A 24,923-nucleotide genomic window follows, 5' to 3' on the forward strand; every position below is an offset into this window, starting at 1 on the left:
CCGAGGATGTCGAGACGGCCCTGGCGAACCTCTCCACGCTGGCGGCACTCGGCCCACAACAGCTGCTGTTTCACCACGATCCGACGCGCGGCCACGGGCTCGATGCCTTGCGCGCTTTCGCCCGGCTCGCAACTGCCTACGCAGCCGAAACCACCCTCGAATGCGTCGTTGCCTGCGCTGGTGATCTTGACGCCGAGTTGTCCGGCGTCGCCGACCTGGTTCGCCGGGCCGGGCTAAAACTCTCGGCCATTGCCGTGTCGCCGTCGGTCGACCGGCAGTCGACACCGCCGGGCAGCGCGTGGCCGGAATGCCCGCCGCTCGACGACATTTATGCCGCAGCGCGGCGGGCATTCCCCGATATCCGCCTCGGCGGCGGCATGTTCAGCTATTTCACCGAACTCAACCGCAAGCGCGTTCCGGCAGACCAGCTCGATTTCGTCACCCATTGCACCTGCCCGATCGTGCACGCCGCCGACGATCTCAGCGTCATGCAGTCGCTGGAGGCGCTGCCTTTCATCACCCAATCGGCACGGGCTATCTTCGGGGCAAAGCCCTACCGGATCGGACCGTCGACGATTGCCATGCGCCAGAACCCTTATGGCGGAGCGACCAAACCCAATCCCGGGGGACAGCGCATTGCCATGGCCGACAGCGATCCGCGCCATGCCGGCCAGTTCGCGGCGGCTTGGACGGTCGGCTATGCCGCGCGCGTCGCAGCCGCTGGGCTGGAACAGCTCACGCTCTCCAGCTTCACCGGACCGTTCGGCGTGCTGGCGTCATCCGGAGAACCCGTCGCGGAAGGATCGCCCCGGCCGCTCTTCAGAGCCATCAAGGGGCTTTGCGAACTGGCCGGCCTTGCGCATGTGGCCGCAGGGACGAGCGATGAGACCAAGGTGCTGGCGCTGGCTGGACGCTCGGCCTCGGGCGACACTGTCGTGTGGCTGGCGAACCTGACGGCGGACGACGTGCAAGTCGACATTTCAGCTTTTGGCCGAGGCCATCTCGTGATGACGCCTTACGAGATCGTCCGGATCGACTGACGTTATTTTTCGGAGTTCATCACATAGAGCGCGCGCGAGCGTTCGAGATGCTTGATCATCGCCTTCTCGGCGCCATCGGCATCCTTCTTCTCGATGCGGCCGATGATCTCTTCGTGCTCGGTGAGCGTGAACTTTTCCTTGCCGGTCCAGATCAGCATTTCGGTGTGGTATTCCTTCAGCCAGCCGAGCATCGCCTCGCTGACGGCGACATAGATCGGGTTGCCGGAGATCGCGGCGATCTGTGTATGGAACTTCATGTCGGCGGAGATGAAGGCTTCGGAATCGCCGCGAAAGCCGCGCTGTTCGGCAACGGTGGCCCGCAGCCGCAGCACATCCTCGGCGGTGGCCTTTTCGGCGGCTTCCCTGACCATGCCACGCTCGAAGAAGATGCGCGCGGTCTTCAGGTGCTCCAGCGTGTCTTTCGATGACGACAGGATGATCTTGGCGGCGCCGTCGACCTGCTTGATGATCGACTTGGCGGTGAGTTGCAGCACCTTGGCGCGTTCGCCATGCGAGATCGCAACCAGCCCCATATTGCTCAGCGCCTGCATCGCCTCGCGGATCGCGGGGCGGCCGACCTCGAAGCGCTCCATCAGCTCGCGCTCCGAGGGCATGTCGTCGCCTGGCATCAGCTCGCCGCTGGTGATCAGGCGCTTCAGCCGCAAGAAGACCTCATCGGAAAGCTTGCGCCGGACAATCGGTTCCGAACGGTTCATCGCCGCGAATCACTCCCTTGACCCGGCCCTATCTAACACTGCCGCCACAATTCCCGGAATTGCCGTCTGTCGATCCCGCTGCCGGATATGACTTGCAATACTTATGTACTCATTATACCAGATTCGAAACACCAGTGAACCTTTTTCGAACGCCTCGGCTTGAGACAGCGGACCATGATCACCCTCACCTACCGCATCGAAACGCCTGGAAGCATCGAAGCGCTGGCGGCCAAGATCGCCAGCGATCAGTCGACCGGCACCTTCGTAGCGCTGCCCGGCGAGACCGAGGAACTGAAGGCCCGGGTGGCGGCACGTGTGCTGGCGATTCGGCCTCTGCCCGATGCCGAGCGGCCGTCGCTTCCCAATGACGGTAAGGGGCCGTTCAGGCGCGCCGATGTCGACATCGCCTTTCCGTTCGATGCCATCGGCACCGACCTTTCGGCGCTGATGACGATTGCCATCGGCGGCACCTATTCGATCAAGGGCCTTACCGGGATTCGCGTCGTCGACATGAAATTGCCGGAGGAGTATCGCGGGGCACATCCCGGCCCACAGTTCGGTGTCGCCGGCAGCCGCCGGCTGACCAATGTGACTGACCGCCCGATCATCGGCACGATCGTCAAGCCGGCGCTAGGATTGCGGCCGCACGAGACGGCGGCAATGGTGGCGGAACTGATCGCCGCCGGCGTCGACTTCATCAAGGATGACGAGAAGCTGATGAGCCCGGCCTATTCGCCCCTGTCGGAACGGGTGAAGGCAATCATGCCGCTGATCCTCGATCACGAGCAGAAGACCGGCAAGAAGGTGATGTATGCCTTCGGCATTTCGCACGCCGATCCCGACGAGATGATGCGCAACCACGATCTGGTGGCGAAGGCCGGCGGCAATTGTGCTGTTATCAACATCAATTCGATCGGCTTTGGCGGCATGGCATTCCTGAGAAAACGCTCCGGCCTGGTGCTGCATGCTCATCGCAACGGCTGGGACATCCTCACCCGTCACCCCGGCCTCGGCATGGACTTCAAGGTCTGGCAGCAATTCTGGCGACTGCTCGGCGTCGACCAGTTCCAGATCAACGGCATCGCCTCGAAATACTGGGAACCGGATGACTCTTTCGTCGAATCCTTCAAGGCGGTGACGACGCCGATCTTTTCGGCTGGGGACTGCGCATTACCGGTGGCAGGTTCCGGCCAGTGGGGCGGTCAGGCGCCCGAGACATATGCACGAACCGGCCGGACCGTGGATCTTCTCTATCTCTGCGGCGGCGGCATCGTCAGCCATCCGGACGGACCGGGCGCCGGCGTACGTGCCGTGCAGCAAGCCTGGCAATCGGCGGTCGACGGCATTCCGCTGGCCGACTTCGCCTTGAACCATCCCGAACTGGCGCGGTCGATCGAAAAATTCGGCGACGGCAAGGCAGCCTGAGACGATGCAGGACCTGCTTCTCAGCTATTATGGCGACGACCTGACCGGCTCGACCGATGTCATGGAGGCGCTCGAGCTCGGTGGCGTGCCGACCGTGCTGTTCATGCGCCAGCCGGACGCGGCCCTGCTGTCCCGGTTTGGCCATTGCCGGGCGATAGGGCTGGCCGGCACCAGCCGCAGTGAGACGCCGCAATGGATGGACACGCATCTGCGCGATGCCTTCGCCTGGCTGAAGACGCTTAACGCCGAGATTTGCCACTACAAGGTCTGCTCGACCTTCGATTCCAGCCCGACGATCGGCAGCATCGGCCGAGCCATCGAGGTCGGCCGCTCGGTGTTCGCGCAGGATAGCGTGCCGCTGCTGGTCGGCGCGCCGCAGCTCAAGCGCTATACCGCTTTCGGCCATCTGTTCGCGGCCTATCGCGACCAATATTTCCGCATTGATCGCCACCCGGTGATGAGCCGTCACCCGACGACGCCAATGGATGAGTCCGATCTGCTGATCCATCTGTCGCGGCAGACGGCGCTGAGCTCCGGGCTGGTCGATCTTGCGACGCTGCAGTCGGCATCGCGGTCGGCGGCGTTCGATCGCCTGACCGGAAACGGCACCGCCATCGTGCTTGTCGATGTCGACAGTCTGGAGACGCAGGTTTTGGCCGGCAAGGAACTGTGGCGCGTTCGCAAGCCCGGCGGTTCTTTTGTCGTCGGCTCGTCCGGTGTCGAATATGCGCTGCTGGCCGAATGGACGTCGAATGGCGTCGTCAGCGCTGGGCCAGGCTTCACACCGCCGGGCGCTGCCGAGCGGATAGCCGTCGTGTCGGGCAGTTGCTCGCCGACCACCGAACGACAGATCCGGCATGCCCTGACCGACGGTTTCGACGGCATCGAGGTCGATCCGGTCGAACTGGTTTCGGAGGCCTCGCAGCAGGCGATCACGCGCGCAACGGCAAGCGGCCGTGCCAGTCTGCAAGCCGGGCGCAGCGTCATCCTCTACACCGCGCTTGGCCCCACTGCCGACAGGGGCGCCGAAATCGACCGGGAGGAAGGCGCCCGCCACAGGCTTGGCCGCGGCCTCGGAGAAATCCTTCGCAACCTGACGGTGGAACAGAGCCTGCGTCGCGTGGTCATTGCAGGCGGCGACACGTCGAGCCACGCACTCGGCGAGACGGGCGTCGATGCCCTGACAATTCGCATGCCGCTGCCCGCTTCGCCGGGTTCCCCGCTTTGCGTTGCCCACTCGCGCGTCAAGGCGATCGACGGACTGGAGGTCGCGCTCAAGGGCGGCCAGGTCGGGACCGATCGCTATTTCTCAGCCATCCGCGACGGCCTCGGCGGTTGAAACAGCCAGCGCCTGCGTCCAGGTGTTGGCCGTGGGAACATCTCAGCGCGCGAAATACGCCTTGCCGGGTGGAAATCCCGGTAACACCCGGTATTATCTGCGAAAATGCCGAAGTCGGGAGGATGCCGGGTGCAGACCAAGAAGATCATCAACGATGGCAACCGCGCCGTCGACGAGATGCTGGAAGGCATCCTGGCAGCGCATCCCCGCCATCTCAAAAGCGTGGACGGCAGTCCACGCTCCATCGTCGCCCGCGACGGGCCGCGCCAGGGCAAGGTGGGCCTGGTCATCGGCGGCGGCTCGGGCCACGAGCCGAGCTTTCTCGGCTTTGTCGGCAAGGGCTTGGCTGACGCTGCGGCCATCGGCAATGTCTTTGCCTCGCCGCCGCCGGACCCGATCCTCGAATGCGCCAAGGCGGTCAGCGGCGGCGCCGGCGTGCTGTTCATGTACGGCAATTATGCCGGCGACGTGATGAATTTCGACATGGCGGCCGAGATGGCGGCGATGGACGACATCGAGGTGCGCACGGTGCTGAGCACCGACGACGTCGCCTCGGCACCGCGCGACCAGCGGCACAAGAGGCGCGGCGTCGCCGGCAATTTCTTCATCTTCAAGGCGGCCGGCGCCGCCTGCGACCGGATGTTGTCGTTCGACGAATGCGAGCGCATCGCCGGCAAGGCCAACGACCACACCTTCACCATGGGCGTGGCGCTGTCGCCCTGTTCGCTGCCGCAGACCCGCCGGCCAAATTTCGAGATCGGGCCGGACGAGATGGAGATCGGCATGGGCATCCACGGCGAGCCCGGCATCGCACGCGAAAAGTTGAAAACAGCCGATGAGATCACCGACGAGATGCTGGACAGGATCCTCGACGAGATGGCGCCGGCGCGCGGCGACAAGGTCGCGGTGCTCGTCAATTCGCTGGGCTCAACGCCGCTGATGGAACTCTACATCATGAACCTGCGCGTGAAGCAGAGGCTTGATGAGATCGGTGTGTCCATCCACGCAAGCTGGGTCGGCAATTACTGCACCTCGCTCGAAATGGCCGGGGCCTCGATCACGCTGCATCGGCTGGACGGCGAGTTGCAGACGATGCTGGACCACCCCTGCGACTGCGCCATGTTTCGCGCCGGCTAAACCCACTCTGTGGCAAGGACTAAGACATGACGACAATCGATACTGCCCGCCTTGTCACGATGTTCGCGGCGATCGCAAACTCCATGTCAGCAGACAGGGACAGGCTGTGCGCGCTTGACGGGGTTATCGGTGACGCCGACCACGGCATCGCGATGGAGCTTGGATTTTCCGCTGCGCGCGATGCGGTGGCCGGACTGGACACCGCGGCGACCGATCCGACCACCTTGCTGAACACGGCGGCAAAGTCGTTCCTGAATGCGGTCGGCGCCTCCTCCGGTCCGCTCTATGCGACCGCGCTCATGCGCGCCGCGGCAGCCGTCAAGGGCAAGACGGCGCTCGACGACGCGGATGTGGTCGCCCTGTTCCAGGCCATGGCCAAGGGCATTCAGGATCGCGGCAAGGCAGAGCTTGGCGAAAAGACGATGATCGATGCATGGGCGCCGGCGGGGCAAGCGGCGGGCGAAGCGCTGGCCTCAGGCAAGGATCTGGCCGCCAGTCTCAAGGCCGCCGCCCAGGCGGCAGAGACAGGCGCGGAAGCGACCAAAGCGATGGTGGCCACCAAGGGCCGGGCATCACGCCTCGGCGAACGTTCGCTTGGCCATATGGATCCGGGCGCTGCGTCCGCCGTCACCGTGATCGAGGCGATGCGGACCGCCTTGACCGACTGATCATCAGCGGACTTGCCGCGTCTTTCAGCGCTTGGCGTCGAGCTTGTCGACGGCCTGCACGTTCGCGGCAGATGGGCCATTCGGATCAAACTCGGAGGCAAGCCATGCGTCGGCGATCGATTTCGCCAGTTCGGGACCGATGACGCGGGCGCCCATGGTGATGATCTGGGCGTTGTTGGACTTGGCGGCGCGCTCCGCGGAATAGGTATCGTGGGTCAACGCGGCGCGAATGCCCGGCACCTTGTTGGCAGAGATGCTGACGCCGATGCCGGTGCCACAAAACAGGATGGCCCGGTCGTAGTTGCCGTCGAGAATTTCGTGGCCGACCGAGGCGGCGATATCGGCGTAGAAGCCGGCCTGGCTCAGGTCGACGACCTGCAACTCCGGCTTGGTGGCGAGATGCTTGGCGATGACATCGAGCAGCGGCTTGCCGGCGCTGTCGGCTCCGAGTGCGATCTTCATGATGATGAACTCCTTTGCTTTTGTCTCTGTCTCTTTGATTTGACGCAATTCCGGACGGAAAACCGCTTCACACTTTCCCGGAATTGCTCGCGCGGTTAGCGCGCGATGGCGGCCGACGCCTTTCTCAGAATGTCGATATAGCCTTCCGCTTGCCACGCCGAGCGGCCGATGAACAGGCCATCAATATGCGGCTGGCCGATAAGTTCGGCCGCGTTGCCGGGGTTGACGCTGCCGCCGTAAAGCACAGGCGGGGCAGCCGGCAGCCGGTCAGCGGCTACCTGCTTGATCAGCGCTTGCTGCTTGTCGGCATAGTCGGCGCTTGCGGGAATGCCCTTCTCCCCGATCGCCCAGACAGGCTCGTAGGCAAAGAGGATTTCCGCCTTCGGTTGATCGCCGCTCAGCTCCTGCAGCGCGCCGAGAACTTGTGCCGTCAGCACCGCCTCGGCGCGGCCTGATTCACGCTCGTCCAGCGTCTCGCCGACGCAGATCAGTGGCACGAAACCGTGCCTGACAGCAGCTGCCGTTTTCAGTCCGACAGTCGCATCCGTCTCGCCGAAATGCTCCCGGCGCTCGCTATGGCCGAGTTCGATTACATCCAGCCCGCAGTCTTTCAACATCACTGGCGAAATCTCTCCCGTCCACGCGCCGGCATCGGCCCAATGCATGTTCTGGGCACCTACCTTCACGCGGGTGTTGGCTAGTGCCGCCTTGACCTGGCGCGCGGCGGTGAACGGCGGAATGACGAAAGGCTGTATCGCCTGATCGAAACCAGGCACGAAGGCGGCCAACGCATCGGCGAACAGCAACGCCTCGGCAAGCGTCTTGTTCATCTTCCAGCTCGTGCCGACCCAATATGGGGCCATTGTTTTTCTCCTTCGATACTTTTGCGGCCGAAGCCGGCTTCCGGGCGACGTATTCGCTCAAGTCCGAGGCTTGAGACTGTCCCGGCCACTGTCGACGTAAGGCGCCCAGAAATCCACCGACTCGCGGATCATCTCGATAACCTGATGGTCGACTGGTTCCCTCTCCCTGAAGGAAAGTTCAAGGCAAATTTCATTGTCGGTTCCACCACCCTGCCGAACCGCGTCCAGCAACTTCTGCGGCACTATGCGGCCATCCTTGTTGTAGGCGGCCGTGAACGGCCAATGGCCGCCCTTGTTCATGGAAGACTGCTTGATGTGGATGATCGGAGATTGCAATGGAAACGCTTTCGCCCAGGCGTAGGGATCGGTGTCGGCAGGGTTGGGTGAGGTCACGTCGCCATGGTCGATATCGACCATCATCTTCATCGGTATGGGCAGCTTCGCTGCGTCGATGGCGCCTTGCAGCGTGACGCAGCTTTCGATCGTGTGGCCGAACTCGCGGCCGACCGACATCGGCTCCCAGAACAGGTATGTCAGCCCCGCCGCCCTGGCGTGTTCGGCAACCTCGCGCCAGCATTCGAGCGCGATATCGAGAAGTGCTGCCCGCCGTTGCGGATCGTCAAAGTCCTTGTAGGTGAAGATGGCGAACTGCGTGCCCATGCCTGGCGCGCCGAGTTCGGCGGAAATGTCGGCGAAGGTCTTGAACCAGTCGACATAGTAGCGCCGGACGTCGGCGTCCGGGTGGCCGAAATGGTTGAGCCGGCCATAAGGTCCGGTCATGCCGGAGGTGATCCTGACACCGGTCCGCGAAAGCGCGCTGTTGAACAGGCGCAGGAATTTGGCAATCGTGGCCGCCGGCCAGCCCGGATTGACGAATTCATGCGTCAACTGCACGTCGCGAATGCCGATGCCATAAGCAATCGCGTCGATCAAATCGTCTGGATCGGCGAAGCGATTGACCAGAGGATTGGTGTTGAGGGAAAGCGTGAAGGCCATCAGTCCGCCGTCGCCATGATGTTACCGAACCAATCTTCGAACGCTTTCCGCTCGGCCGCATTGATATGCAGGCCATGCTTTGTGCGGCGTTCCAGTATATCGGCTGATGTGCCAGCCCATTCGGTCTCGACCAGGAACTTTGCCTCCCGTTCATACAGATCGGGACCGAAGCGTCGGCCGAGATCAGCCTCGCTTTGCGCGCCGGCGAGCAATTGCCTGGCGCGGGTGCCGTAGCTTCGAGCGTAGTGCTTCACCAACGACGGGCTGAGCCATGAAAATTCGACATGCAGATCGCTCAGAAACTGCTCGAAGTCCGCATTGGGCAGGTCGCCCCCCGGCAAGGGAATTTTGGCCGTCCAGGCTTTCTTCATCGTCGGAAAGAATGGCTGGATCTTTTCCAGCGCGTGTTCCGACAGCTTGCGGAAGGTGGTGATCTTGCCGCCGAACACCGAAAGCAGCGGTGCGTTGCCGTTGGAGGCGTCGAGTTCGAAAATATAGTCGCGCGTCACCGCGCTTGGATTGTCGGCATTGTCGTCATAGAGCGGACGCACACCGGAGAAGCTGTAGACCACGTCCTGTGGCGTCAGCTGCCGCTTGAAATAGCGATTGACCACCTTGATCAGGTAGTCGACTTCGCTGGCCTCGGCGACCACTTCCTCGGGCCTGCCTTCGTAGGGAATGTCGGTCGTGCCGATCAGCGCCAGATCGTTCTCGTACGGGTTGACGAAGATCACCCGCTTGTCGTTGTTCTGGATGAGATAGGCCTGCCGCCCCTCCCAGAATTTGGGCACGACGATATGGCTGCCTTTTACAAGCCGGACATTGCGCGTCGAATTCTGCCCGGCGACGCGGCTGACAATGTCGTTGACCCAGGGACCTGCTGCGTTGATCAGAGCGCGCGCGCGGACTTTCGTGACGGCGCCCGTGCGACCATCCTGCATGTCGATCGACCACAGTCCGCCTTCACGGCGCGCCGCGACACAGGCGGTGCGCGTGAGCACTCTGGCGCCTCGCTGCCTTGCATCGAGCGCATTGAGCAGCACCAGGCGCGCATCGTCGACCCAGCAGTCGGAATATTCGAAACCGCGCTTGAATTCGTCCTTGATCGGCGCGCCTTCAGGCGAGGTCCTCAGGTTCAGCGTTCTTGTCCCAGGCAGCCGTTTGCGGCCGCCAAGGTGGTCGTAGAGAAACAGCCCGAGCCGGACCAGCCATGCCGGCCTATCCTGCGGGCTGTGCGGTAGAACGAAGCGCATCGGCCAGATGATATGCGGCGCCGCCTCGAGCAGCACCTCGCGTTCGATCAGCGCTTCGCGAACCAGCCTGAATTCATAATATTCGAGGTAGCGCAGGCCGCCATGCACCAGCTTGCCGGAACGCGAACTGGTGCCTTGCGCGAGATCGTCTTTTTCGCACAGGATGACGGACAGGCCACGACCTGCAGCATCACGCGCTATGCCGGCTCCATTGACGCCGCCGCCGATCACGAAGAGATCGACGACATCTGTTGTATTGCTCAAGATCTTGCTCCTGTGCGGTGCGCCATGCCCTTCCACACCGGCCGAAGCGCCTGGCGCGCCGCAACGAAGGAAGGGAAGAGCGCATCGTATGTTTGCGAAAGCGCCTCGTCATAGGCATCGCAGTCGCCGAGAAGCGGCGTCACCCATTCGGCGGCGCAGTCTTCCATGGAGCCGTAGACGCCGAGCCCGACCGCGGCCATCATCGCGGCACCCGCCGCGCCGGCTTCCTGGCGGCTGCTGGTGCGCACCTGCGCCCTTGTCGCCGCCGCGATGATGCGACGTAGAGACGGACTGCGCGCTGCGCCGCCCGACAGGCGGATCTCACTCGGCACGGCGCCCATCGCCTGGTAGCAATCGCGAGCGGCGAAGGCCAACCCCTCGAGCACGCCGCGTGCCAGATCGCCAAAGCCATGCTTGACCGAAAGGCCGATGAAGCCGGCGCGTGCGTCAGGGTCGACGAACGGCCCTCTTTCGCCGGCTAGCGATATGTAAGGCTGGTAGATCAGCGATCCCGGCTCCGATGCTTCCATCCAAGCGTCGAGCGCCTTCAGCAACTCGTCATGAGAAGGTTTGCCGCCAGCCGTGGCGAGCACGTCGCGCGCAAGGCCAAGCACCCAGTCTATGTTGAGCGTCGCCGCCATGTTGGATTGCAATTGTGCAAAGGCGCCCGGAATAGGCATGGCGATCGTGTAGCCGGAGCCATCTGCGTTCAGCACGACATCGTCGGGAGTGGCTGCGAAGCGCGTGTGTATGCCGGTCGAGCCGATGACCGTGCAGCCGACATTGCCCGAGGGATCATAGAGGCCGGCTCCGAGCGCCGTCATGACCATGTCGACGTAGCCCAGCACCACCGGCGTGCCTTCGAGCAGGCCGGTCTCCGCCGCCGCCGATCGCGATAGCGGATGATGGTCGGTGGTGCCTTCGAGCATGGGAGGCAACAGGCGGCGATGCGTCGTCAGATCCAGGATGTCGAGGGCTTCGTCGGAATAGGTGCGCGACCGAAAATCGCCGAAGGTGAAGGTTCCCTCGGAGGGATCGGTGGCGCGTTCGCCCGTCATCTTGAAGTAGAGCCAATCCTTGCAATGCAGTGCGGTGGCCGCCCGCTCCAGCATGTCGGGATGGTTCTTTTTCATGAAGGCAAGCTGGGCGCCTTGCTGGCAGGAATTCAGCCCCGTGCCGGTCAGTTCGAACCGCCTGCGATCCCGGGGATCGGCGCGCATCTCGTCCACCAAACGTCCGGCGCGGGCATCGAGCCACAGCCAGGCGCGCGAGACAGGCATGCCGTCGCTATCGATCAGCCAGGTTCCGTCGCCTTGCCCGGTGATGGCCACCGCCGCGATTCGTTGCGCGAGGTCGGGAATCTTGGCCGCGAGATCGCGAACGGTCCGCGCCATGTCGCGCCAGGTCTGGTCGAGGTCCTGCTCGGCGCCGCCGCCTTCCAGCGTGACGAAGCTATTGGGCACCGACGTCATGGCGAGCTGCCGCCCGGACAGATCGAAAGCGATCGATTTGATCACCGACGTTCCCGCGTCGATGCCGATCAGCAGGTCTTTCATGCCGCAAATTCCGATTGGTTGCGAAGGCAGTTCACGAGGGCAGTCATTTCGTAGAAGAGACAGGGGGTGTCCGCAAGGACACCCCCTGTGCAGGTATTACTCAGACAGCACGAAGGGTGCGGTGTACTTGTCGACATTGTCCTTGGTGATGAGAAGGCAATCGAACAGCTGCTTCTCGGTCGCCGCACCGGTGGCACCCGTCTTGATAAACGAGTCCGCCTGCTGCACGGCCTTGGCCGAGAAGATGGCGACCGGCTGCAGCACGGTGTACTGCAGTTCACCGGACTTGATCGCCGCAACCGCGTCCGGGGAGCCGTCGAAGCCACCGACCTTGATGCCGGCGAGCTTGCCAGCTTCCTTCAGCGCCGCAACCGCGCCGAGAGCCATTTCGTCATTGCCGCTGATCACGGCGATGATGTCGGGATTGGCTTGCAGCATGCTCTGCATCTTGTCGTGGCCCTGGGTACGATCCCAGTTGGCGACCTGCGAAGCAGCCTTTTCGAGATCCGGGTACTGGCTCAGCACAGTCGCGTAACCGTTCGAGCGCGTGGCGGCATTGTTGTCCGACGGGGCGCCGAGCAGTTCGACATATTTGCCCTTTTCACCGACGGCCTGCACCCACTGCTGGGCACCGAGAGCAGCGCCCTGCGCGTTGTTGGAAACGAGCTGCCCCTTGGCGAGGCCTTCCTGGTTGATCTCGGCATTGACAAGGAACACCGGGATGTTGGCTGCAATCGCCTTCTTCACCGCACCGACAGAGCCGTCGGCGTTGGCCGGATCGAGAATGATCGCCACCGACTTGTTGGTGATGGCGGTGTCGATCAAATTGCTTTCGGTATTGGTATCGCCCTTGTGGGCGCCGACATTGGCCGTATAGCCAAGCTTCTCGGCCTCGGCCTTGGCGACGTTGCCCTCGGTCAGCCAGTAGGGATTGGCCGGATCGTTGACGATGATCGAGATCAGGCCCGCGGCTGACGCGGCGGCCGTGAACCCAACGACCATCGCGGCCGCGAGCAGACTTTTCAGCATGGTTTTCATGTACATTCCTCCAATGATTACGCGGTGTTGCTGCCAGTTCACCTGGCAGTCTTCCCTTGGGCAGGATTGGCCGGTTCGGCCTTCCCCCGTTTCTGAGAAGTCGGTTGGCCACCTGTCGCGCTTGGGAGCTTGCTGCGGCGGCGATACTGAACGGCATTGAGGAGCACGGCGAGCACGATGACCGCGCCGGTGAACACTGTCTGCCAGTAGGATGAGATGCCGATGATCACCAGACCGTCGGACAGGAAGCCGATGACGAAGGCCCCGAGCAGGGTTCCGCGGATGTTGCCGCGGCCGCCGGTCAGTGCCGCGCCGCCGATGACGACGGCCGCAATGGCCGTCAGTTCGTAGGTGGTGCCGGCGGTCGGTCCCGCCGATGTAAGCTGCGAGGACAGGATCAGGCCGGCAATGGCGGCGCAGATGCCCGACAGCACATAGACGGAAATCTGCACTGTCTTGACCGGAACGCCGGAGAGTTCGGCCGCGCGTTCATTGCCGCCCGAGGCGTAGAGCCAGCGCCCGAAAGCGGTGCGGTTCAGGACGATGCTGCCAATGAGCGCGATGACCACGAGAACCACGACGCCCGTCGGCACGCCGAACAAGCGGTTGAAGCCAAGCGCATCGAAGCCGGTGTTTCCGAGCTCCGGCTTGCCGCCGAGATTGTTGTAGGTCAGGCCGCTGGTCATCAGCAGCGCCAGGCCGCGCGCCATGTACATGACGCCGAGGGTGGCGACGAAAGCTGGAACCTTGAAGCGCGCGATGAGCACGCCGTTGATCAGCCCGACGACGGCGCCCAGCATGCAGGCCAGCACCGCGACCACCCACACCGGCGGATAGAGAACGACGCCCAGCCAACTCAGCGTCACCCCTTGCATCAGGAAGCCGGCAACGACGCCGGCCAAGCCCAGCGTCGACCCCACCGACAGATCGATGCCGCCATTGAGGATGACAAGCAGCATGCCGATCGCGAGGATTCCGAAGATGGCGACATGCGAGGCCATGGTCAGGAAATTCGCCACCGAGAGGTAGTAGGGCGACAGGATCGAAAAGACGACGATGATGACGATCAGGGCAAAGAAAGCGCGGCCCTCGAGCAGCAGCTTGGCGAGATCGAAGCCTTCGCTCGCGCTTGGACTGGACTGTTTTCTGGCCTGGCTGACATCGGTCATGGTGTGGGCTCCGAAATTCCTGGTGATCAGGCGACCACGGCTTCGCCCGAGGCGGCCATGATCTGCTCTTTGGTGGCATTGGCGCCGAATTCGGCTGAAATCCTGCCGCGGCGCATGACGACGATGCGGTGGGCAATGCTGAGGCATTCGTTGACCTCAGAGGTCGAGAAGACGACGGCAAGGCCCTGCGCAGCGCGTTCGCTCAGCAAGCGGAAGACTTCGGCCTTGGCGCCGACATCGATGCCGCGGCTCGGCTCGTCGAGAAGGATAACCTTGGGATTGGTCGTCAGCATCTTGCCGATGACGACCTTCTGCTGATTGCCGCCCGACAGCGATCCGATCATGGCGTTGCCGCCAGCGGTCTTGACGGTCACCTTGCGGATCGAGTCTTCGACCAGCTCTCGCTCTCTGGAACGAGACAGAAACAGGCCCCTGGCGAACGCTTCGATGCTGGCGAGCGAAAGATTACGACCGACGGTCATCGTCTGCACCAGCCCGTCGCGCTGCCGGTCCTCGGGGACCAGCACAAGCCCTCTGGAGATACGCTGGGCAATGCTCAGCCCCGAGACGTCCTCGCCTTCCAGCAGCGCCCGCCCGCCCGCCATCGGCACTCGTCCGGCGACGGCCTCCAGCAATTCCGTGCGCCCGGCACCCATCAGCCCGTAGATGCAGACGATCTCGCCTGCTCGCACGTCCAGCGACAGGTGATCGACGACGGAATAACCTGAGCCCGAAGTGTCGACGACGCTGACATCCTCGATCGATAGGGCGACTTCGCCGAATTCATGGCCGGTCGGCGGCGAGCCGAGATCGAAATTCTCGCCGACCATGTTGCGCACGATCCATTCGAGATCGATATCCCGGGCTTCGGCCGTCGCGGTAATCGCGCCATCGCGCAGGACAACGGCATAGTCGGTGATCTGCAGCGCCTCTTCGAGGTGATGCGATATGTAGACGATGGAGACGCCGCGGCTGGTCAGATCGCGGATCACCTTGAACAGAACTTCCACCTCGGTTGCGCTGAGCGCGGAGGTCGGCTCGTCCATGATGAGGATGCGCGAATCGACCGACAGTGCCCGGGCGATCTCGACGATCTGCTGTTGGCCGAGGCGCAGATCCTCGACCAGGGTCATCGGATCGATGTCCTCCTCGAGATCAGCCATCAGAGCGCGCGCCTGGCGTTGCTCCTCGGCGAAGTCGAGGCCGGTCCTGGTGCGCAGTTCGCGGCCCATGAAGATGTTGTCGCGAACGCTGAGGTTGGGCGCCAGGCTGAGTTCCTGGTGGATGATCGAGATGCCGCGATCGCGCGCGTCCGAGGACGAAGAAAAGCTGACGAGATTGCCGTCGAGCACGATGTCGCCGGATGTCGGCGTGACCACGCCGGAGAGGATCTTCATCAGCGTCGACTTGCCGGCGCCATTCTCTCCGAACAGCGTGGTGACCTTGCCGCGATGGATGTCGAAATTGACGCCCTTGAGCGCATGGACGCCGCCATACGACATGACGATGTTGCGCGCCGAAAGCACGGCGTCGCCAGTCGCGGGTCCGGTGTCGGCAGTCGGTTTCATTTGACGTCCAGCCTCACGGGGGTGACGAGCCAGCTCTTCGGGTTGACCAGCTTGAATGCGCCGACCACCGATATGGTCTTGCCGGTCAAGGTGCTCGTATCGACCTTGGCCAGGACTTCCTTCTTCATCTCATTGTTCAGCGCCGAACCGGCGTCCTGGTACTCAATCTGGTTGGTGAACTGGCCGAATGTGATCTTGCCCGTGGCGTCACGCAGTTCCGTCCCGTTGATTGCCGGTCCCGTCTGCACGCGGATCATCAACGTATCTGGCACGCCGTCGACGGCGACCTTGTAGATGCCAGATTTTCCTTCGCCGACGACGCCGGTGAACTTGACTGAAATGACCGGTCCGACGCCCGCAGGCACACCGTATTCCTTTTCCGCCGTTGCCCTGTCCTTGGCAATCGCCGTCGCCACCGTCACCGCGTCGGCGGCGCGTGCCTCGACATCGGCCTGCACCTTGGGAAATTCCGACTTGCCGTAGTCAGCGGCGGAAAACACGGCGCTGCGAACGTCGCCTGCCGACCCTATCCTGACCACGTTGGTATCGAGCGCCATGGCGCCGAGCAGGACGACAACCGCGGCGCTGGCAAGTGCCCGACGCAGGGCGGGCGAGGCAGGCCTGGTCGATGCAGTGGCGGCTTTCGCGCTCATGACGCAACCGCCAGCAAGGCTGATCCGCGCTTGTCACGCATTTGGCGATCCTCCGTTCATATGGCGCTTCGCGCCATTGGGTTTGTTCTGTTCGACAAGGGCACGAGCGGTGGATTCGTCGGTGATCAGGCCGCTCAGATAGCGGCTTTCGAGCACCGCTTTGATAGCGCGTATTTTCACTTTGCCGCCGGCGACGGCGACGATCCGGCGGCCCTTCAACTGGTCCCGCGGGAGTGCCAGGATTCTTTCCGACAGCGCCGTTTCCACTGGGCGTCCCTGGTCGTCGAAGAAGTGGGCGAGCAGCTCGCCGACGCCGCCATCGCGTTTGACCTCATCGATTTCGGAATGTTCGATCATGCCGGTGGCGACCAGCGAAGCTTCCCGCTCGGCGGTCCCTATGCCGACGAACATCAGGTCGGACCGGCTTGCGAGGTCGAAGACATCGCTGATGCCGCGCTGCCCAAGCAGCACCTCACGGTCCTCCGCGGTGTTGGCGACAAAAGGCACCGGCATCACATAGGCCTGCGCGCCGGTCCGCTCGGCCAGCCGATGCATGACGTCGTGCGGGTTGGCCGCGAACTTGCGCGTCACACCGCCAAGCAGCGAGACGAAACGGATATGGGCGGCGGCGGTGCGCGTCAGATACTCGACGCTTGCGGCAAGGGTACGGCCGTGGCCGACGCCGATCAGCATGTCCTCGCCGCGATCGATCTCCCGCTTCAGAAACTGAGCGCCGGCGATGCCAAGCGCCTTCAGCGGCAGCTCGTCCTGATCGAGATCCGGAACGACCTCGCAGTAATCGAGCCCGTAAGCATTGATCAGCTGCTGCTCGAGGTCGATGCATTCGCCGACGTCGCCGTCGATGATCACCCTGACCAGGCCATCCTGGGTGGCCCGCGTGATGAGCCGATGCGCCTTGAGGCTGGTCAGGCCGAGCCGCTTGGCCACCTGGGCCTGCGTCAGACCCCCGGCATAGTGAAGCCAGGCCGCGCGGGTGGCGAGGCTGGACTCATGATCGCGGTTAGCGGTTCCGCCGGATTTCAAGCCATCTCCTCCCTGAGATGATATTATTATCTTTGTGTGCAAAAATTTTCACATCCCTGCATCGCTGTCAATCCCCCGCCGGGTTGGGCGCATGCACATGCGGGCAATTCACAGGTCTCGCCCTTCCCGAAACGCCGGTCTGCCGGCATTCGGCGGGCAACATCGACCTATTAGGAGGTGAGCATGTTACTCGATCATACAGTTGTGTTAATTTAACGTCAATCTATGTTACCTCACGCCTAAGCCAGCAGAATTGCATGGCCATCGGCTATCCAGATTTTCTTCTAACTAGCTGTTTTTCAGGGATAATATCTAATATCGGCAAAATCCCAATCCGCCTGTGAGTTGGGCGATTTGCGGATGCGGCGCATCCATGGGCAAACCAACCGGATTGCCTTGTGAAGAGCATCGGTGACGGACTGATCAACCCAGCCGCATCAGGTTCCGGTCCTCGAGTTCCACAATTGCGGCCTCGACTTCCCTTGCAAGGCGCCCGGCGCTCCAGCCCAGCGCCTGTCCGGCAATCGCCGCAATCGCCTGCAGGTCGCGGCCTGTCAGGGAGCCTGATATCGCCAAGGTGCTGCGGCGCATGACGATGTCGGCCAGATGTTCGACGAACTCGTTGCGGACGATGTAGTCGATTTCCGATTTGCTGTAGCTTTCTGAATCCGGCAGCCGACCCTCATCGCCCGACCCATGCGTGGCGATCTGCGTGGCTCTGGTGCCGTATCGCGACAGCAGCGCATCGAGACGCCGTTCCTCAGCGCCCGTCTTCGAGCGAGCCAGAGCCAGCCAACTTGCTCGCGCTGCGGCATTGGTCGGGAAATCCCTGCCGCCGCCGATCGGCATGGCTTGCGTCGTCACCTTGCGGCTGTGCTGCAGGCGGCCGAGCACGGTGTCGGCGACTTCCTCGGCAAAGCCGCGAAAGGTCGTCCACTTGCCGCCGACCAGCGAGATGACCGCGAAAGGTCTGTTCCGATCCGGCTCGGCGACCGGCGCGGAGTGGTCACGGCTGATCAGCCCGGGCAGCGATGCATCGGAGGCCGGCAGCGGCCTGATGCCGCTATAGGCGTAGACGATCTGGTCGCGCTCGAACGCCATTCCCGGCAGCAGAGTCCGCACGCTGTCGAGCAGGTACTCGACTTCGTCGGGCTCGCAGCGCACCGCGTCGGGATTGTCGGCCTTGATGTCGGTGGAGCCGACCAGCGCCAGGCCGAGATAATCGTAGATGAGGCAGATGCGGCCGTCATCGGCTTCGAAATAGAGCATGCGCCCGGCCAGGCTTTTGACCAGTTCGTCATGCTTGAGCAGGACGTGCGAGCCCTTGGTGCCGCCGATCATCTTCGACGGCGCGCCAAGCAATTCGTTGACATCGTCGATCCACGGACCGGCGGCGTTGACCACCAGCTTCGGCCGCACCGAAAAGGCCGCGCCGTTTTCCGGCTGGAAGGTCAGTACCCCATCGGCGGACTTGACCAGCGCCGTATAGTTCGCGCTGGCCGAGGCCGCGTTTGCCTGCCGCCCATCGAGGATCAGTTCAAGCACGAGCCTTTCGGGGTGGCTTATCTTGGCGTCGTAGTAGGTGCCGGTGGCGACGATCGAAGGATTGAGCGCCGGCATCCCGCTGAGCGCCTGGCGCCGCCCGACCATGCGGTGGCGCGGCATGACCTGGTTTCGCGAGCCGTAGAAATCATAGATCATCAGGCCGATCTTGATCAGGATGGCGCCGCGGCTGCGCGGTGCGCTGGTCGAGCCGAACAGCGTCCGCAAGGCCGCCAACATGCCCTTGCTCCAGGAAAAGATCGGGATGACGGTCGGCAGCGGGCTGACATAGTGCGGCGCGTTCTTCAAAAGCAGATTGCGTTCAAGTGTCGACTGTGCGACCAGCCCGAACTCGCCGGTTTCGAGATATTTCAGGCCACCGTGAATGAGCCGCGACGGCGCGGCACTGGTGCCCGAGCCGAAATCCGCCTTGTCGACGATCAGACAGCTGACGCCTTGCGCGCACAGGTCGCGAAACAGCCCTGCCCCGTTAATGCCGGCGCCAAGAATGACGACGTCGACCTCGCCGGTTCCGGCCATGGCGGCCAAACGCCCGGCGGGATTTTCCGTAAATGTTGCTTCGCTTGAGCTCATGACGCTCTCGTCTTGACGATGCGCAGCTTCACGCCGGCCCGTTCGAGAGCTTGCGCCCGCGCATCGCCCAGGCCTTCGGTCGCCAGCACGACATCGAAGCTGGTCAGATCGTCGAAGACATGCAGCGCGATCCTGTCGAACTTGGCATGGTCGATCAGAAGGATACGCTTGGCCGATGCGGCCATCATCGCCTGCTTGACCCGCACGACATTGGGATCCTGGATGAAGGCCGTGGTTCCGGTGATGGCCGAAGCCGAACAGATCAGCACATTGGCGCGCAGCTGCGCCACGGCGTTCTCGCAGACGATACCGATATAGGCGTTGTAGGTGCCGTGGTACTGGCCGCCGAGACAGATGAAGTCGAGTTCGTCGACATTGATCAGCAGTGATGCCGTCGCTACGGAGTTGGTGATGACGGTCAGCGGCTTGACGTCGAGCAGCAGTGCCGCGACGGCGTTTGCCGTCGAGGAATCGTCCAGCATCACCACCTGGCCGGCTTCGACATAATCGAGTGCTGCCCGCGCCAGCGCATCCTTCTCGGCCCGGTTGACCGTCACACGGTAGCGGAAGGCGCTTTCGTAGAGGCCGGAAGGCTGAACCGTCACCGCACCGTGCAGCTTGCGCAGCACGCCCTGCTGCGCCAGCCGGTCGATATGCCGGTGGACGGTCATGCGCGACACGCCGAAATGCTCGACCAGATCGTCGATGCGCACCTGGCCGAGCTTGATCACATAGTCGGCGATCTCTTCGCGTCGTTCGTCGGCCTTGATCATGCGGTTCCCCCAGTGTCTGGCCGGCCCAGCTTCTCGATGTCGGGCCAATGCGGTTCGAGCGCACCGGCTATGCGGCCATAGAGGGAAAAGCGCTCGTTGAACACAGCACTCGAGGCTTGGTCAGGCTCGTATTGGCGCGCCGTCATCCCGACCTGCCTGGCGCCCTGTTGCGGCGTCGCGAAGATGCCAACCGCCGCCCCCGCGCAAAGGGCAGCGCCAAAGGCCGCGGCCTCGTCGGTCGAGGTGACGATGACCGGGGCGTTCAGCACGTCGGCAAACATCTGAACGAAGGCCGGATTGCGCGAACCGCCGCCGGTCAGGCGGATCTCGCTGATGGCAAAGCCGTCGCGCAAGGCTTCGACATGGGTGCGGTGATTGAAGGCAATGCCCTCCAGAACCGCCTTCAGCATATCGCCGCGATTGTGCCAGCCGTGCAGGCCGACAAAGCCGCCGCTGGCAACATCGCCATAAGGAGAGCCGAACAGATAGGGATGAAACAGGATGGTCGAGGGCTTCTTCAGCGCCGCGTCGATCTCTGCTGCCAGAAGCTCGTGGATCGAGTCGCCATCGATCGATGCCTTTTCCTGCTCCGAGCGGCAGAACGTGTCGAGAAACCAGTCGTAGTTCGCGGTCGAGGCCGGCGAGATCGCCATGTTGTTCCAGCGGCCTGCGTCGATGGCGTTGCGACAGAGCCAACGCGGGTCGACGCGTGGTTGCGAAGAGACGACTTCGTTGATGGAATAGGTTCCGGCGACGATGGCGAGCACGCCCTCCTCATGGCCGCCCATGCCAAGTGCGGAGGCAGTCACGTCATGCAGTCCGCACGCGACCGGTGTTCCCTTGGCAAGGCCGGTCATTTCGGCTGCCTCGGCGGTGACATGGCCGACGATCGCGGCGGAGTGCGCCATCGGCGGCAGCGCGTCGAAAACATCGTCCAATCCGAAGATTCGCAACGCTTCCGGCGCGAAGGCTTGCGTGCGGAAATCCGTGAATGAGGTGCTGGCCTCGGTACGGTCGGTGCCGATCTTGCCGGTCAGGCAAAAGCGCAGCCAGTCCTTGCAGGCCAGTATATGCCCGATACGCCCATAGCGGGCCGGTTCGTGCTCCCTGATCCAGGCGAGCAGCGCCGACGGCGCCGAGACGTGGGGCGCCTGGCCTGTTCGCGCTAGCGCCTCTTCGAAGACCCGGTCCGCCGACCATCGCTCGACAATCTTGCCGGCGCGGCTATCGAGCGACAGGATTCCAGGCCCCAGCGGCCGACGATCCTTGTCGAGCAAATAGAGACCGTCGCCATGCGCGGTTGCCGCCACCGCCCTGATGTCGTCCGCCGGGCGGCCACATAGCGCGATCGCCTCCTTGATTGCGTCGGCGGTCGCTTGCCAGAGGCCGGCCATGTCGCGCTCCACCCAGCGCGCATGGGGCATCGATTGCGGAACCCGCCGACGCGCCACCGACAACTGCGTGCCATCGGCATCGAAGATCACCGCCTTGGTGACCGTGAGACCGTTATCGATTCCGAGCAAACTGGGCATGGGCGCCGCCGTTTTCAGCAACTGGTGAAGGGCGCTGCAAGGCAATCCTGCAGGTTGGGATAAGGATGACGGACATGACGACAATCAACGAGCAACGGTGATACCAAAGCGCCGCATCCGATGCGGTAAACAGACCATAGTAGCCTGTTAAATTAACGTCAACATGTGATATATTTTGTAGAAATGTCTAACGTAAGCTGAGACATGCATCCGATGCGGGACGAAGCTCCGACCAGTGCCCAACTGGCTGGATGGCCCTCAACCCTGCACGGCGGGCCAGGGGGACGGTGCGACTGACGCTCGAACGCGTTTGACTGGCTTAGCGAATTCCGTGCGCAGCGGCCGGACAGCCGGCACCGTTCAAAGAAAACGCGACGACTCAAGAAGTTCAGCCACGCCGTCCAGTTCCTTGTGCAGGCGATGCCAGCGACGGTCGAGGTAGACCAGCGAATGCGCCTCAGGGGGGATCTCGTCCGGCTGCACCTCGCCGTCAAGGAGTTCGGCCGCCACCAGTGTCGCGCCCTCGATCGGCAGGACGCCGAGCCGGCGGGCGCGGAACCAGGTCGAGACGCCGGTATAGCGCGGTTCGCCCGTGGGCAGCCGAGCCCAGGCGCCTCCCGGCGGGAAGCGTTCCGCGCCGCTCGACGCGCAGAGCTGCGCCAGGTCGATATCGGTGTAGCGCAGCAGGTGGATCACCATGGTCTGCGCCCGCAGCAAGGGTTCGGACGAGGTCGATTTCATCGACAGCGAGAAGGCGACGACCGGTGGCGCAGCACTTACAGAGATCAGCGAGGACACGGTCATCGCCACCGGTCTGTCGCCGGGATCGGCCGTGATCACGGCAACACCGGCCGGATGGTGGCGAAAGGCTTCGCGGAAGGCGTTGGTCATCGGATGCGGGAAGCTCATCGACGTCTCTCTTCTGCAGCATGAAATGGGGCCGGATGGGTCCGCCGTCCGGCCCTTGCGACTACTTCTTCTCGATCAGATCGTAGAACTGCCAGGTGCGATCGCTCCACACCCCGCCGATGTCGCGGCCGGCCGAGGTGACGATCGATGGCGCGATCGTGAAATGGTTGGCCGCCACCATCATCTCGCGGAAGGTGCGCTGGATCACACCGGCGCGCAGCGACGCACCGCCGCCCGCGCGGTAGGCGAAGTTGCAGATGTCGACGCCAACCTCGTGAATCTCGGATTTGGCCAGATGGACAAGGCTGATCTGACGCGTCGACATGCTGTTGCCGGCTTCGACCGTCATCTCGATGTCGCGCCAGACTTCGAAGATGAAGGCGCGGGCAGCGCGATAGCGGGCTTCGGCGCGGCCATAGTCGTGCCAGAATTTCTCGCTCTCGCCGATCAACCCGGCGCGGCCTGACTTGCTGCGGGCGAACTTGGCGATCTCGTCCAGCATCCGCCGCCCGGTGCCGAGTGCCCAGCCGGTATGACCGATGGCGGCGAGGCCGACGACACCGAGACTGAAGAACTCCTTCTGGCGCAGCGGCGGTGCGGTCAGGATCGGGAAGACGAGATCGTCGGCGATGAAGACGTCCTCGGCCGCATAGTCGATGCTGCCGGTGCCTCCGAGGCCCAGAACGTCCCAATTGCCGAGCTGCTTGTGCTGGGAGATCGGCGCATGGGCGCACATGATGATCACATTGCCCCTATCGTCCTTGGCGGGCTTGCCGGTGCCGTCGTCGACGAAGGCGGCACTGTGGCTATAGGTGGCGTGGCTGAAGCCGCTGCCATAGCTCCACTTGCCGTTCAGCCGGTAGCCACCGTCGACCTTCTTCAGCATGCCGAGCGGCGCCCCCTGTCCCGAGAAACGGTTGTCGGAGCCCGGCGCGAACAGCCGCTCGACCGCGCTGTCCGGCAGAAAGGCAGCCGACATCGCGCCGATGCAGCAATGCACCATGGAAACCCAGCCGGCCGCCCCGGAATGCCAGGTGATCGCCGCCAGCAGTTCGAGACCCTCGGTGGGTCGCAACTGCGCACCGCCGAGGCTCTCCGCGGCAAAGATATGCGACATGCGCAGCGGCTTCAGCAGCTCGAACGTGGCCGCAGTCAGTTCGCCATTCTCCTCATCGGCGGTGGCGTTGGCTTCCAGGGCCGGTCCGATCTCCGCGATCTTCCTGAGCAAGTCGCGATAGTCGGTGGTCGTCCCCCACGAGCTGTGCTTGATGGGTTTGTTCATCGTGTTCTCCTCCTCCTTTTCAAATGCGATCAGCCGGCGAAGAAATCGCCGATCTTCCTGAGCGTTTCGGGTTTCTCCTGCATGACGAAATGGCCGGCGTCCTCGACGAGGATCAGGCGTGCGTCGGGCAGCGCCTCGACGAAGAGCGGAGCCTGTCCCGCCGGCAGCATACGGTCCCTGGTGCCCCAGACGACCAGTGTCGGATTGGCGATGCGCGCCAGAAAGCGCCGCAGGTTCGGATGACCCATGCCGAACGGCGCCAGCAGCCGGCCGAGCGTCTCGCCTTCGCGGGCGCGATCGGCGCCGAAGGCCTCGGCAAAGGCGGCGTCGGAACCATCCGGGAAGTAGCGCAGCGCCACCGAGACGTCTTGCGCCAGATAGGCCGGCAACTCCTGCGGCGCGACCGCGCCGAGATCAGTGGCCGGATATGCGGGGTCGTTGAGCCCTGCCGGCGCGATCAGCACCACCTTGTCGAAACGCTCGCGCGCAAGGCCAGCGAGTTCGGTCGCCATCCAGCCGCCCATGGAAAAGCCGATGAGATGAGGCTTCTCCGGCAGACGGAGAACATCGAGCAGATTCAGATAGTGTAAAACCATGTCGGACATCGTAGCGACATGCGGCGCCGGGCCAGAAAAGCCGAAGCCCGGATGGCTCGGGCAGAGCACGCGGAAACGGTCCGCGAGGCCCTCGGCAAAGTCGAAGCCTTCAAGCGTCGAGGCGCCGTGCAGGAACAGCACGGGCTTGCCTCTACCGATGGCCATCACCACCGTTTTCGTGCCATCGATATCGTATTCGAGCGTTTCGAATTGAACGGCCATTTTTCACTCTCCTCAAACAAGGTCCGGCTGGATCAGCACTTTGCATTGCGTGGTGCGGCGGCGAAGGCTCTCGAATATCTGCGGAACCGGCGAGAGGTCGATCCGGTCGGTGACCAGAGTTTGCGGTGCGAAAGGTCCGCCTCGAAGCGCATCGAGGGCGACGCCGAATTCGTTGCGCTGATGGAAGAAGACCGAAAACAGCAGGTTCACTTCCTTCGTCAGCGCAACGAACGGGTCCCACTGGTCTCCACCAATGCAGAGGCCGACCCCGACCACCGTGCC

Annotated in this window: 21 protein-coding genes and 2 pseudogenes; 5 read left to right on the plus strand and 18 right to left on the minus strand. The window is 63.3% G+C overall.

The annotated features are described in order from the left end of the window. Window positions 1-1,040: pseudogene (locus EOA22_RS02275) on the plus strand (hypothetical protein); the annotation flags it as partial. A gap of 2 nt (window positions 1,041-1,042) precedes the next feature. On the opposite strand, the gene EOA22_RS02280 reads toward EOA22_RS02275, so the two are convergent. Next, a complete protein-coding gene (locus EOA22_RS02280; RefSeq protein WP_063167520.1) occupies window positions 1,043-1,756 on the minus strand; it encodes a transcriptional regulator NanR in 714 nt (237 codons plus the stop codon). 174 nt (window positions 1,757-1,930) lie between these two features. Here EOA22_RS02280 and oiaX point away from each other — a divergent pair, with 174 nt between their 5' ends. The 4 genes from oiaX (at window position 1,931) to dhaL (ending at window position 6,325) form a co-directional block, all read left to right on the plus strand. Then, on the plus strand, window positions 1,931-3,181 hold the full coding sequence (oiaX, locus tag EOA22_RS02285) for a 3-oxo-isoapionate-4-phosphate decarboxylase OiaX (protein ID WP_063167519.1): 1,251 nt from the start codon (window positions 1,931-1,933) through the stop codon (window positions 3,179-3,181). Window positions 3,182-3,185: 4 nt separating this feature from the next. After that, window positions 3,186-4,520: a four-carbon acid sugar kinase family protein gene (locus EOA22_RS02290; protein ID WP_027163946.1), complete on the plus strand. Its 1,335-nt coding sequence runs from the start codon at window positions 3,186-3,188 to the stop codon at window positions 4,518-4,520. 129 nt (window positions 4,521-4,649) lie between these two features. Next, window positions 4,650-5,657, plus strand: coding sequence for a dihydroxyacetone kinase subunit DhaK (locus tag EOA22_RS02295; protein WP_063167518.1), 1,008 nt, complete (start codon window positions 4,650-4,652; stop codon window positions 5,655-5,657). Between the two features lie 26 nt (window positions 5,658-5,683). Further along, on the plus strand, window positions 5,684-6,325 hold the full coding sequence (gene dhaL / locus EOA22_RS02300) for a dihydroxyacetone kinase subunit DhaL (protein WP_027163948.1): 642 nt from the start codon (window positions 5,684-5,686) through the stop codon (window positions 6,323-6,325). A 24-nt stretch (window positions 6,326-6,349) separates the two neighbouring features. Here the strand turns inward: dhaL and EOA22_RS02305 are convergent, their stop codons facing one another. The 17 genes and pseudogenes from EOA22_RS02305 to EOA22_RS02385 form a co-directional block, all read right to left on the minus strand. Then, window positions 6,350-6,787 carry an RpiB/LacA/LacB family sugar-phosphate isomerase gene (locus EOA22_RS02305; protein ID WP_024502451.1) on the minus strand — a complete coding sequence of 146 codons (438 nt, stop codon included), beginning with the start codon at window positions 6,785-6,787 and terminating at the stop codon, window positions 6,350-6,352. Between the two features lie 95 nt (window positions 6,788-6,882). Beyond that, window positions 6,883-7,650: a triose-phosphate isomerase gene (locus EOA22_RS02310; protein ID WP_063167517.1), complete on the minus strand. Its 768-nt coding sequence runs from the start codon at window positions 7,648-7,650 to the stop codon at window positions 6,883-6,885. A 57-nt stretch (window positions 7,651-7,707) separates the two neighbouring features. After that, window positions 7,708-8,646, minus strand: coding sequence for a TIM barrel protein (locus EOA22_RS02315; RefSeq protein WP_013533069.1), 939 nt, complete (start codon window positions 8,644-8,646; stop codon window positions 7,708-7,710). Further along, window positions 8,646-10,163: a glycerol-3-phosphate dehydrogenase gene (locus tag EOA22_RS02320; RefSeq protein ID WP_063167516.1), complete on the minus strand. Its 1,518-nt coding sequence runs from the start codon at window positions 10,161-10,163 to the stop codon at window positions 8,646-8,648. Before EOA22_RS02320 ends, EOA22_RS02315 begins: the two co-directional genes overlap by 1 nt. After that, complete coding sequence (locus EOA22_RS02325) at window positions 10,160-11,719, minus strand: FGGY-family carbohydrate kinase (RefSeq protein WP_063167515.1); 1,560 nt, start codon at window positions 11,717-11,719, stop codon at window positions 10,160-10,162. The genes EOA22_RS02320 and EOA22_RS02325 overlap by 4 nt, the downstream gene beginning before the upstream one ends. Window positions 11,720-11,815: 96 nt before the next feature. Next, complete coding sequence (locus EOA22_RS02330; RefSeq protein ID WP_023756738.1) at window positions 11,816-12,763, minus strand: D-ribose ABC transporter substrate-binding protein; 948 nt, start codon at window positions 12,761-12,763, stop codon at window positions 11,816-11,818. Window positions 12,764-12,795: 32 nt separating this feature from the next. Further along, window positions 12,796-13,926, minus strand: a complete 1,131-nt coding sequence (locus EOA22_RS02335) for an ABC transporter permease (RefSeq protein ID WP_013533073.1) — start codon at window positions 13,924-13,926, stop codon at window positions 12,796-12,798. A 26-nt stretch (window positions 13,927-13,952) separates the two neighbouring features. Continuing rightward, window positions 13,953-15,494 carry a sugar ABC transporter ATP-binding protein gene (locus tag EOA22_RS02340; RefSeq protein WP_063167514.1) on the minus strand — a complete coding sequence of 514 codons (1,542 nt, stop codon included), beginning with the start codon at window positions 15,492-15,494 and terminating at the stop codon, window positions 13,953-13,955. After that, a complete protein-coding gene (locus EOA22_RS02345; RefSeq protein WP_063167513.1) occupies window positions 15,491-16,147 on the minus strand; it encodes a DUF2291 domain-containing protein in 657 nt (218 codons plus the stop codon). The genes EOA22_RS02340 and EOA22_RS02345 overlap by 4 nt, the downstream gene beginning before the upstream one ends. Window positions 16,148-16,180: 33 nt before the next feature. Beyond that, entirely contained in the window at window positions 16,181-17,191 is a 1,011-nt protein-coding gene (locus EOA22_RS02350; RefSeq protein ID WP_027163951.1) for a sugar-binding transcriptional regulator, read from the minus strand. Window positions 17,192-17,614: 423 nt separating this feature from the next. Beyond that, window positions 17,615-19,273 (minus strand): glycerol-3-phosphate dehydrogenase/oxidase, encoded by a 1,659-nt coding sequence (locus EOA22_RS02355; protein WP_164747145.1) that lies wholly within the window; start codon window positions 19,271-19,273, stop codon window positions 17,615-17,617. 50 nt (window positions 19,274-19,323) lie between these two features. Further along, the gene (locus EOA22_RS02360) at window positions 19,324-20,100 is read right to left on the minus strand and encodes a DeoR/GlpR family DNA-binding transcription regulator (RefSeq protein ID WP_063167511.1); all 777 of its coding nucleotides are present in this window, start codon (window positions 20,098-20,100) and stop codon (window positions 19,324-19,326) included. Beyond that, complete coding sequence (locus EOA22_RS02365) at window positions 20,097-21,632, minus strand: FGGY-family carbohydrate kinase (RefSeq protein WP_063167510.1); 1,536 nt, start codon at window positions 21,630-21,632, stop codon at window positions 20,097-20,099. The genes EOA22_RS02360 and EOA22_RS02365 overlap by 4 nt, the downstream gene beginning before the upstream one ends. A 360-nt stretch (window positions 21,633-21,992) precedes the next feature. Continuing rightward, complete coding sequence (locus EOA22_RS02370; RefSeq protein ID WP_013533080.1) at window positions 21,993-22,541, minus strand: flavin reductase family protein; 549 nt, start codon at window positions 22,539-22,541, stop codon at window positions 21,993-21,995. Between the two features lie 61 nt (window positions 22,542-22,602). Next, complete coding sequence (locus tag EOA22_RS02375; protein WP_063167509.1) at window positions 22,603-23,823, minus strand: acyl-CoA dehydrogenase; 1,221 nt, start codon at window positions 23,821-23,823, stop codon at window positions 22,603-22,605. A gap of 29 nt (window positions 23,824-23,852) precedes the next feature. Then, a complete protein-coding gene (locus EOA22_RS02380; RefSeq protein WP_063167508.1) occupies window positions 23,853-24,641 on the minus strand; it encodes an alpha/beta hydrolase in 789 nt (262 codons plus the stop codon). A gap of 12 nt (window positions 24,642-24,653) precedes the next feature. Then, window positions 24,654-24,923 (minus strand): annotated as a pseudogene (locus tag EOA22_RS02385) (Zn-dependent alcohol dehydrogenase); the annotation flags it as partial.

The organism is Mesorhizobium sp. M7A.F.Ca.US.014.04.1.1 (assembly GCF_003998745.1).
Classification (GTDB): domain Bacteria; phylum Pseudomonadota; class Alphaproteobacteria; order Rhizobiales; family Rhizobiaceae; genus Mesorhizobium; species Mesorhizobium ciceri.

What these genes read in the sequence shown, in the direction of transcription:
- EOA22_RS02280 (WP_063167520.1), bottom strand. Translation starts at nt 1,756, where the DNA reads ATGAACCGTTCGGAACCGATTGTCCGGCGCAAGCTTTCCGATGAGGTC.
- oiaX (WP_063167519.1), top strand. Translation starts at nt 1,931, where the DNA reads ATGATCACCCTCACCTACCGCATCGAAACGCCTGGAAGCATCGAAGCG.
- EOA22_RS02290 (WP_027163946.1), top strand. Translation starts at nt 3,186, where the DNA reads ATGCAGGACCTGCTTCTCAGCTATTATGGCGACGACCTGACCGGCTCG.
- dhaL (WP_027163948.1), top strand. Translation starts at nt 5,684, where the DNA reads ATGACGACAATCGATACTGCCCGCCTTGTCACGATGTTCGCGGCGATC.
- EOA22_RS02305 (WP_024502451.1), bottom strand. Translation starts at nt 6,787, where the DNA reads ATGAAGATCGCACTCGGAGCCGACAGCGCCGGCAAGCCGCTGCTCGAT.
- EOA22_RS02310 (WP_063167517.1), bottom strand. Translation starts at nt 7,650, where the DNA reads ATGGCCCCATATTGGGTCGGCACGAGCTGGAAGATGAACAAGACGCTT.
- EOA22_RS02315 (WP_013533069.1), bottom strand. Translation starts at nt 8,646, where the DNA reads ATGGCCTTCACGCTTTCCCTCAACACCAATCCTCTGGTCAATCGCTTC.
- EOA22_RS02325 (WP_063167515.1), bottom strand. Translation starts at nt 11,719, where the DNA reads ATGAAAGACCTGCTGATCGGCATCGACGCGGGAACGTCGGTGATCAAA.
- EOA22_RS02330 (WP_023756738.1), bottom strand. Translation starts at nt 12,763, where the DNA reads ATGTACATGAAAACCATGCTGAAAAGTCTGCTCGCGGCCGCGATGGTC.
- EOA22_RS02335 (WP_013533073.1), bottom strand. Translation starts at nt 13,926, where the DNA reads ATGACCGATGTCAGCCAGGCCAGAAAACAGTCCAGTCCAAGCGCGAGC.
- EOA22_RS02340 (WP_063167514.1), bottom strand. Translation starts at nt 15,494, where the DNA reads ATGAAACCGACTGCCGACACCGGACCCGCGACTGGCGACGCCGTGCTT.
- EOA22_RS02345 (WP_063167513.1), bottom strand. Translation starts at nt 16,147, where the DNA reads ATGAGCGCGAAAGCCGCCACTGCATCGACCAGGCCTGCCTCGCCCGCC.
- EOA22_RS02355 (WP_164747145.1), bottom strand. Translation starts at nt 19,273, where the DNA reads ATGGCCGGAACCGGCGAGGTCGACGTCGTCATTCTTGGCGCCGGCATT.
- EOA22_RS02360 (WP_063167511.1), bottom strand. Translation starts at nt 20,100, where the DNA reads ATGATCAAGGCCGACGAACGACGCGAAGAGATCGCCGACTATGTGATC.
- EOA22_RS02365 (WP_063167510.1), bottom strand. Translation starts at nt 21,632, where the DNA reads ATGCCCAGTTTGCTCGGAATCGATAACGGTCTCACGGTCACCAAGGCG.
- EOA22_RS02370 (WP_013533080.1), bottom strand. Translation starts at nt 22,541, where the DNA reads ATGAGCTTCCCGCATCCGATGACCAACGCCTTCCGCGAAGCCTTTCGC.
- EOA22_RS02375 (WP_063167509.1), bottom strand. Translation starts at nt 23,823, where the DNA reads ATGAACAAACCCATCAAGCACAGCTCGTGGGGGACGACCACCGACTAT.
- EOA22_RS02380 (WP_063167508.1), bottom strand. Translation starts at nt 24,641, where the DNA reads ATGGCCGTTCAATTCGAAACGCTCGAATACGATATCGATGGCACGAAA.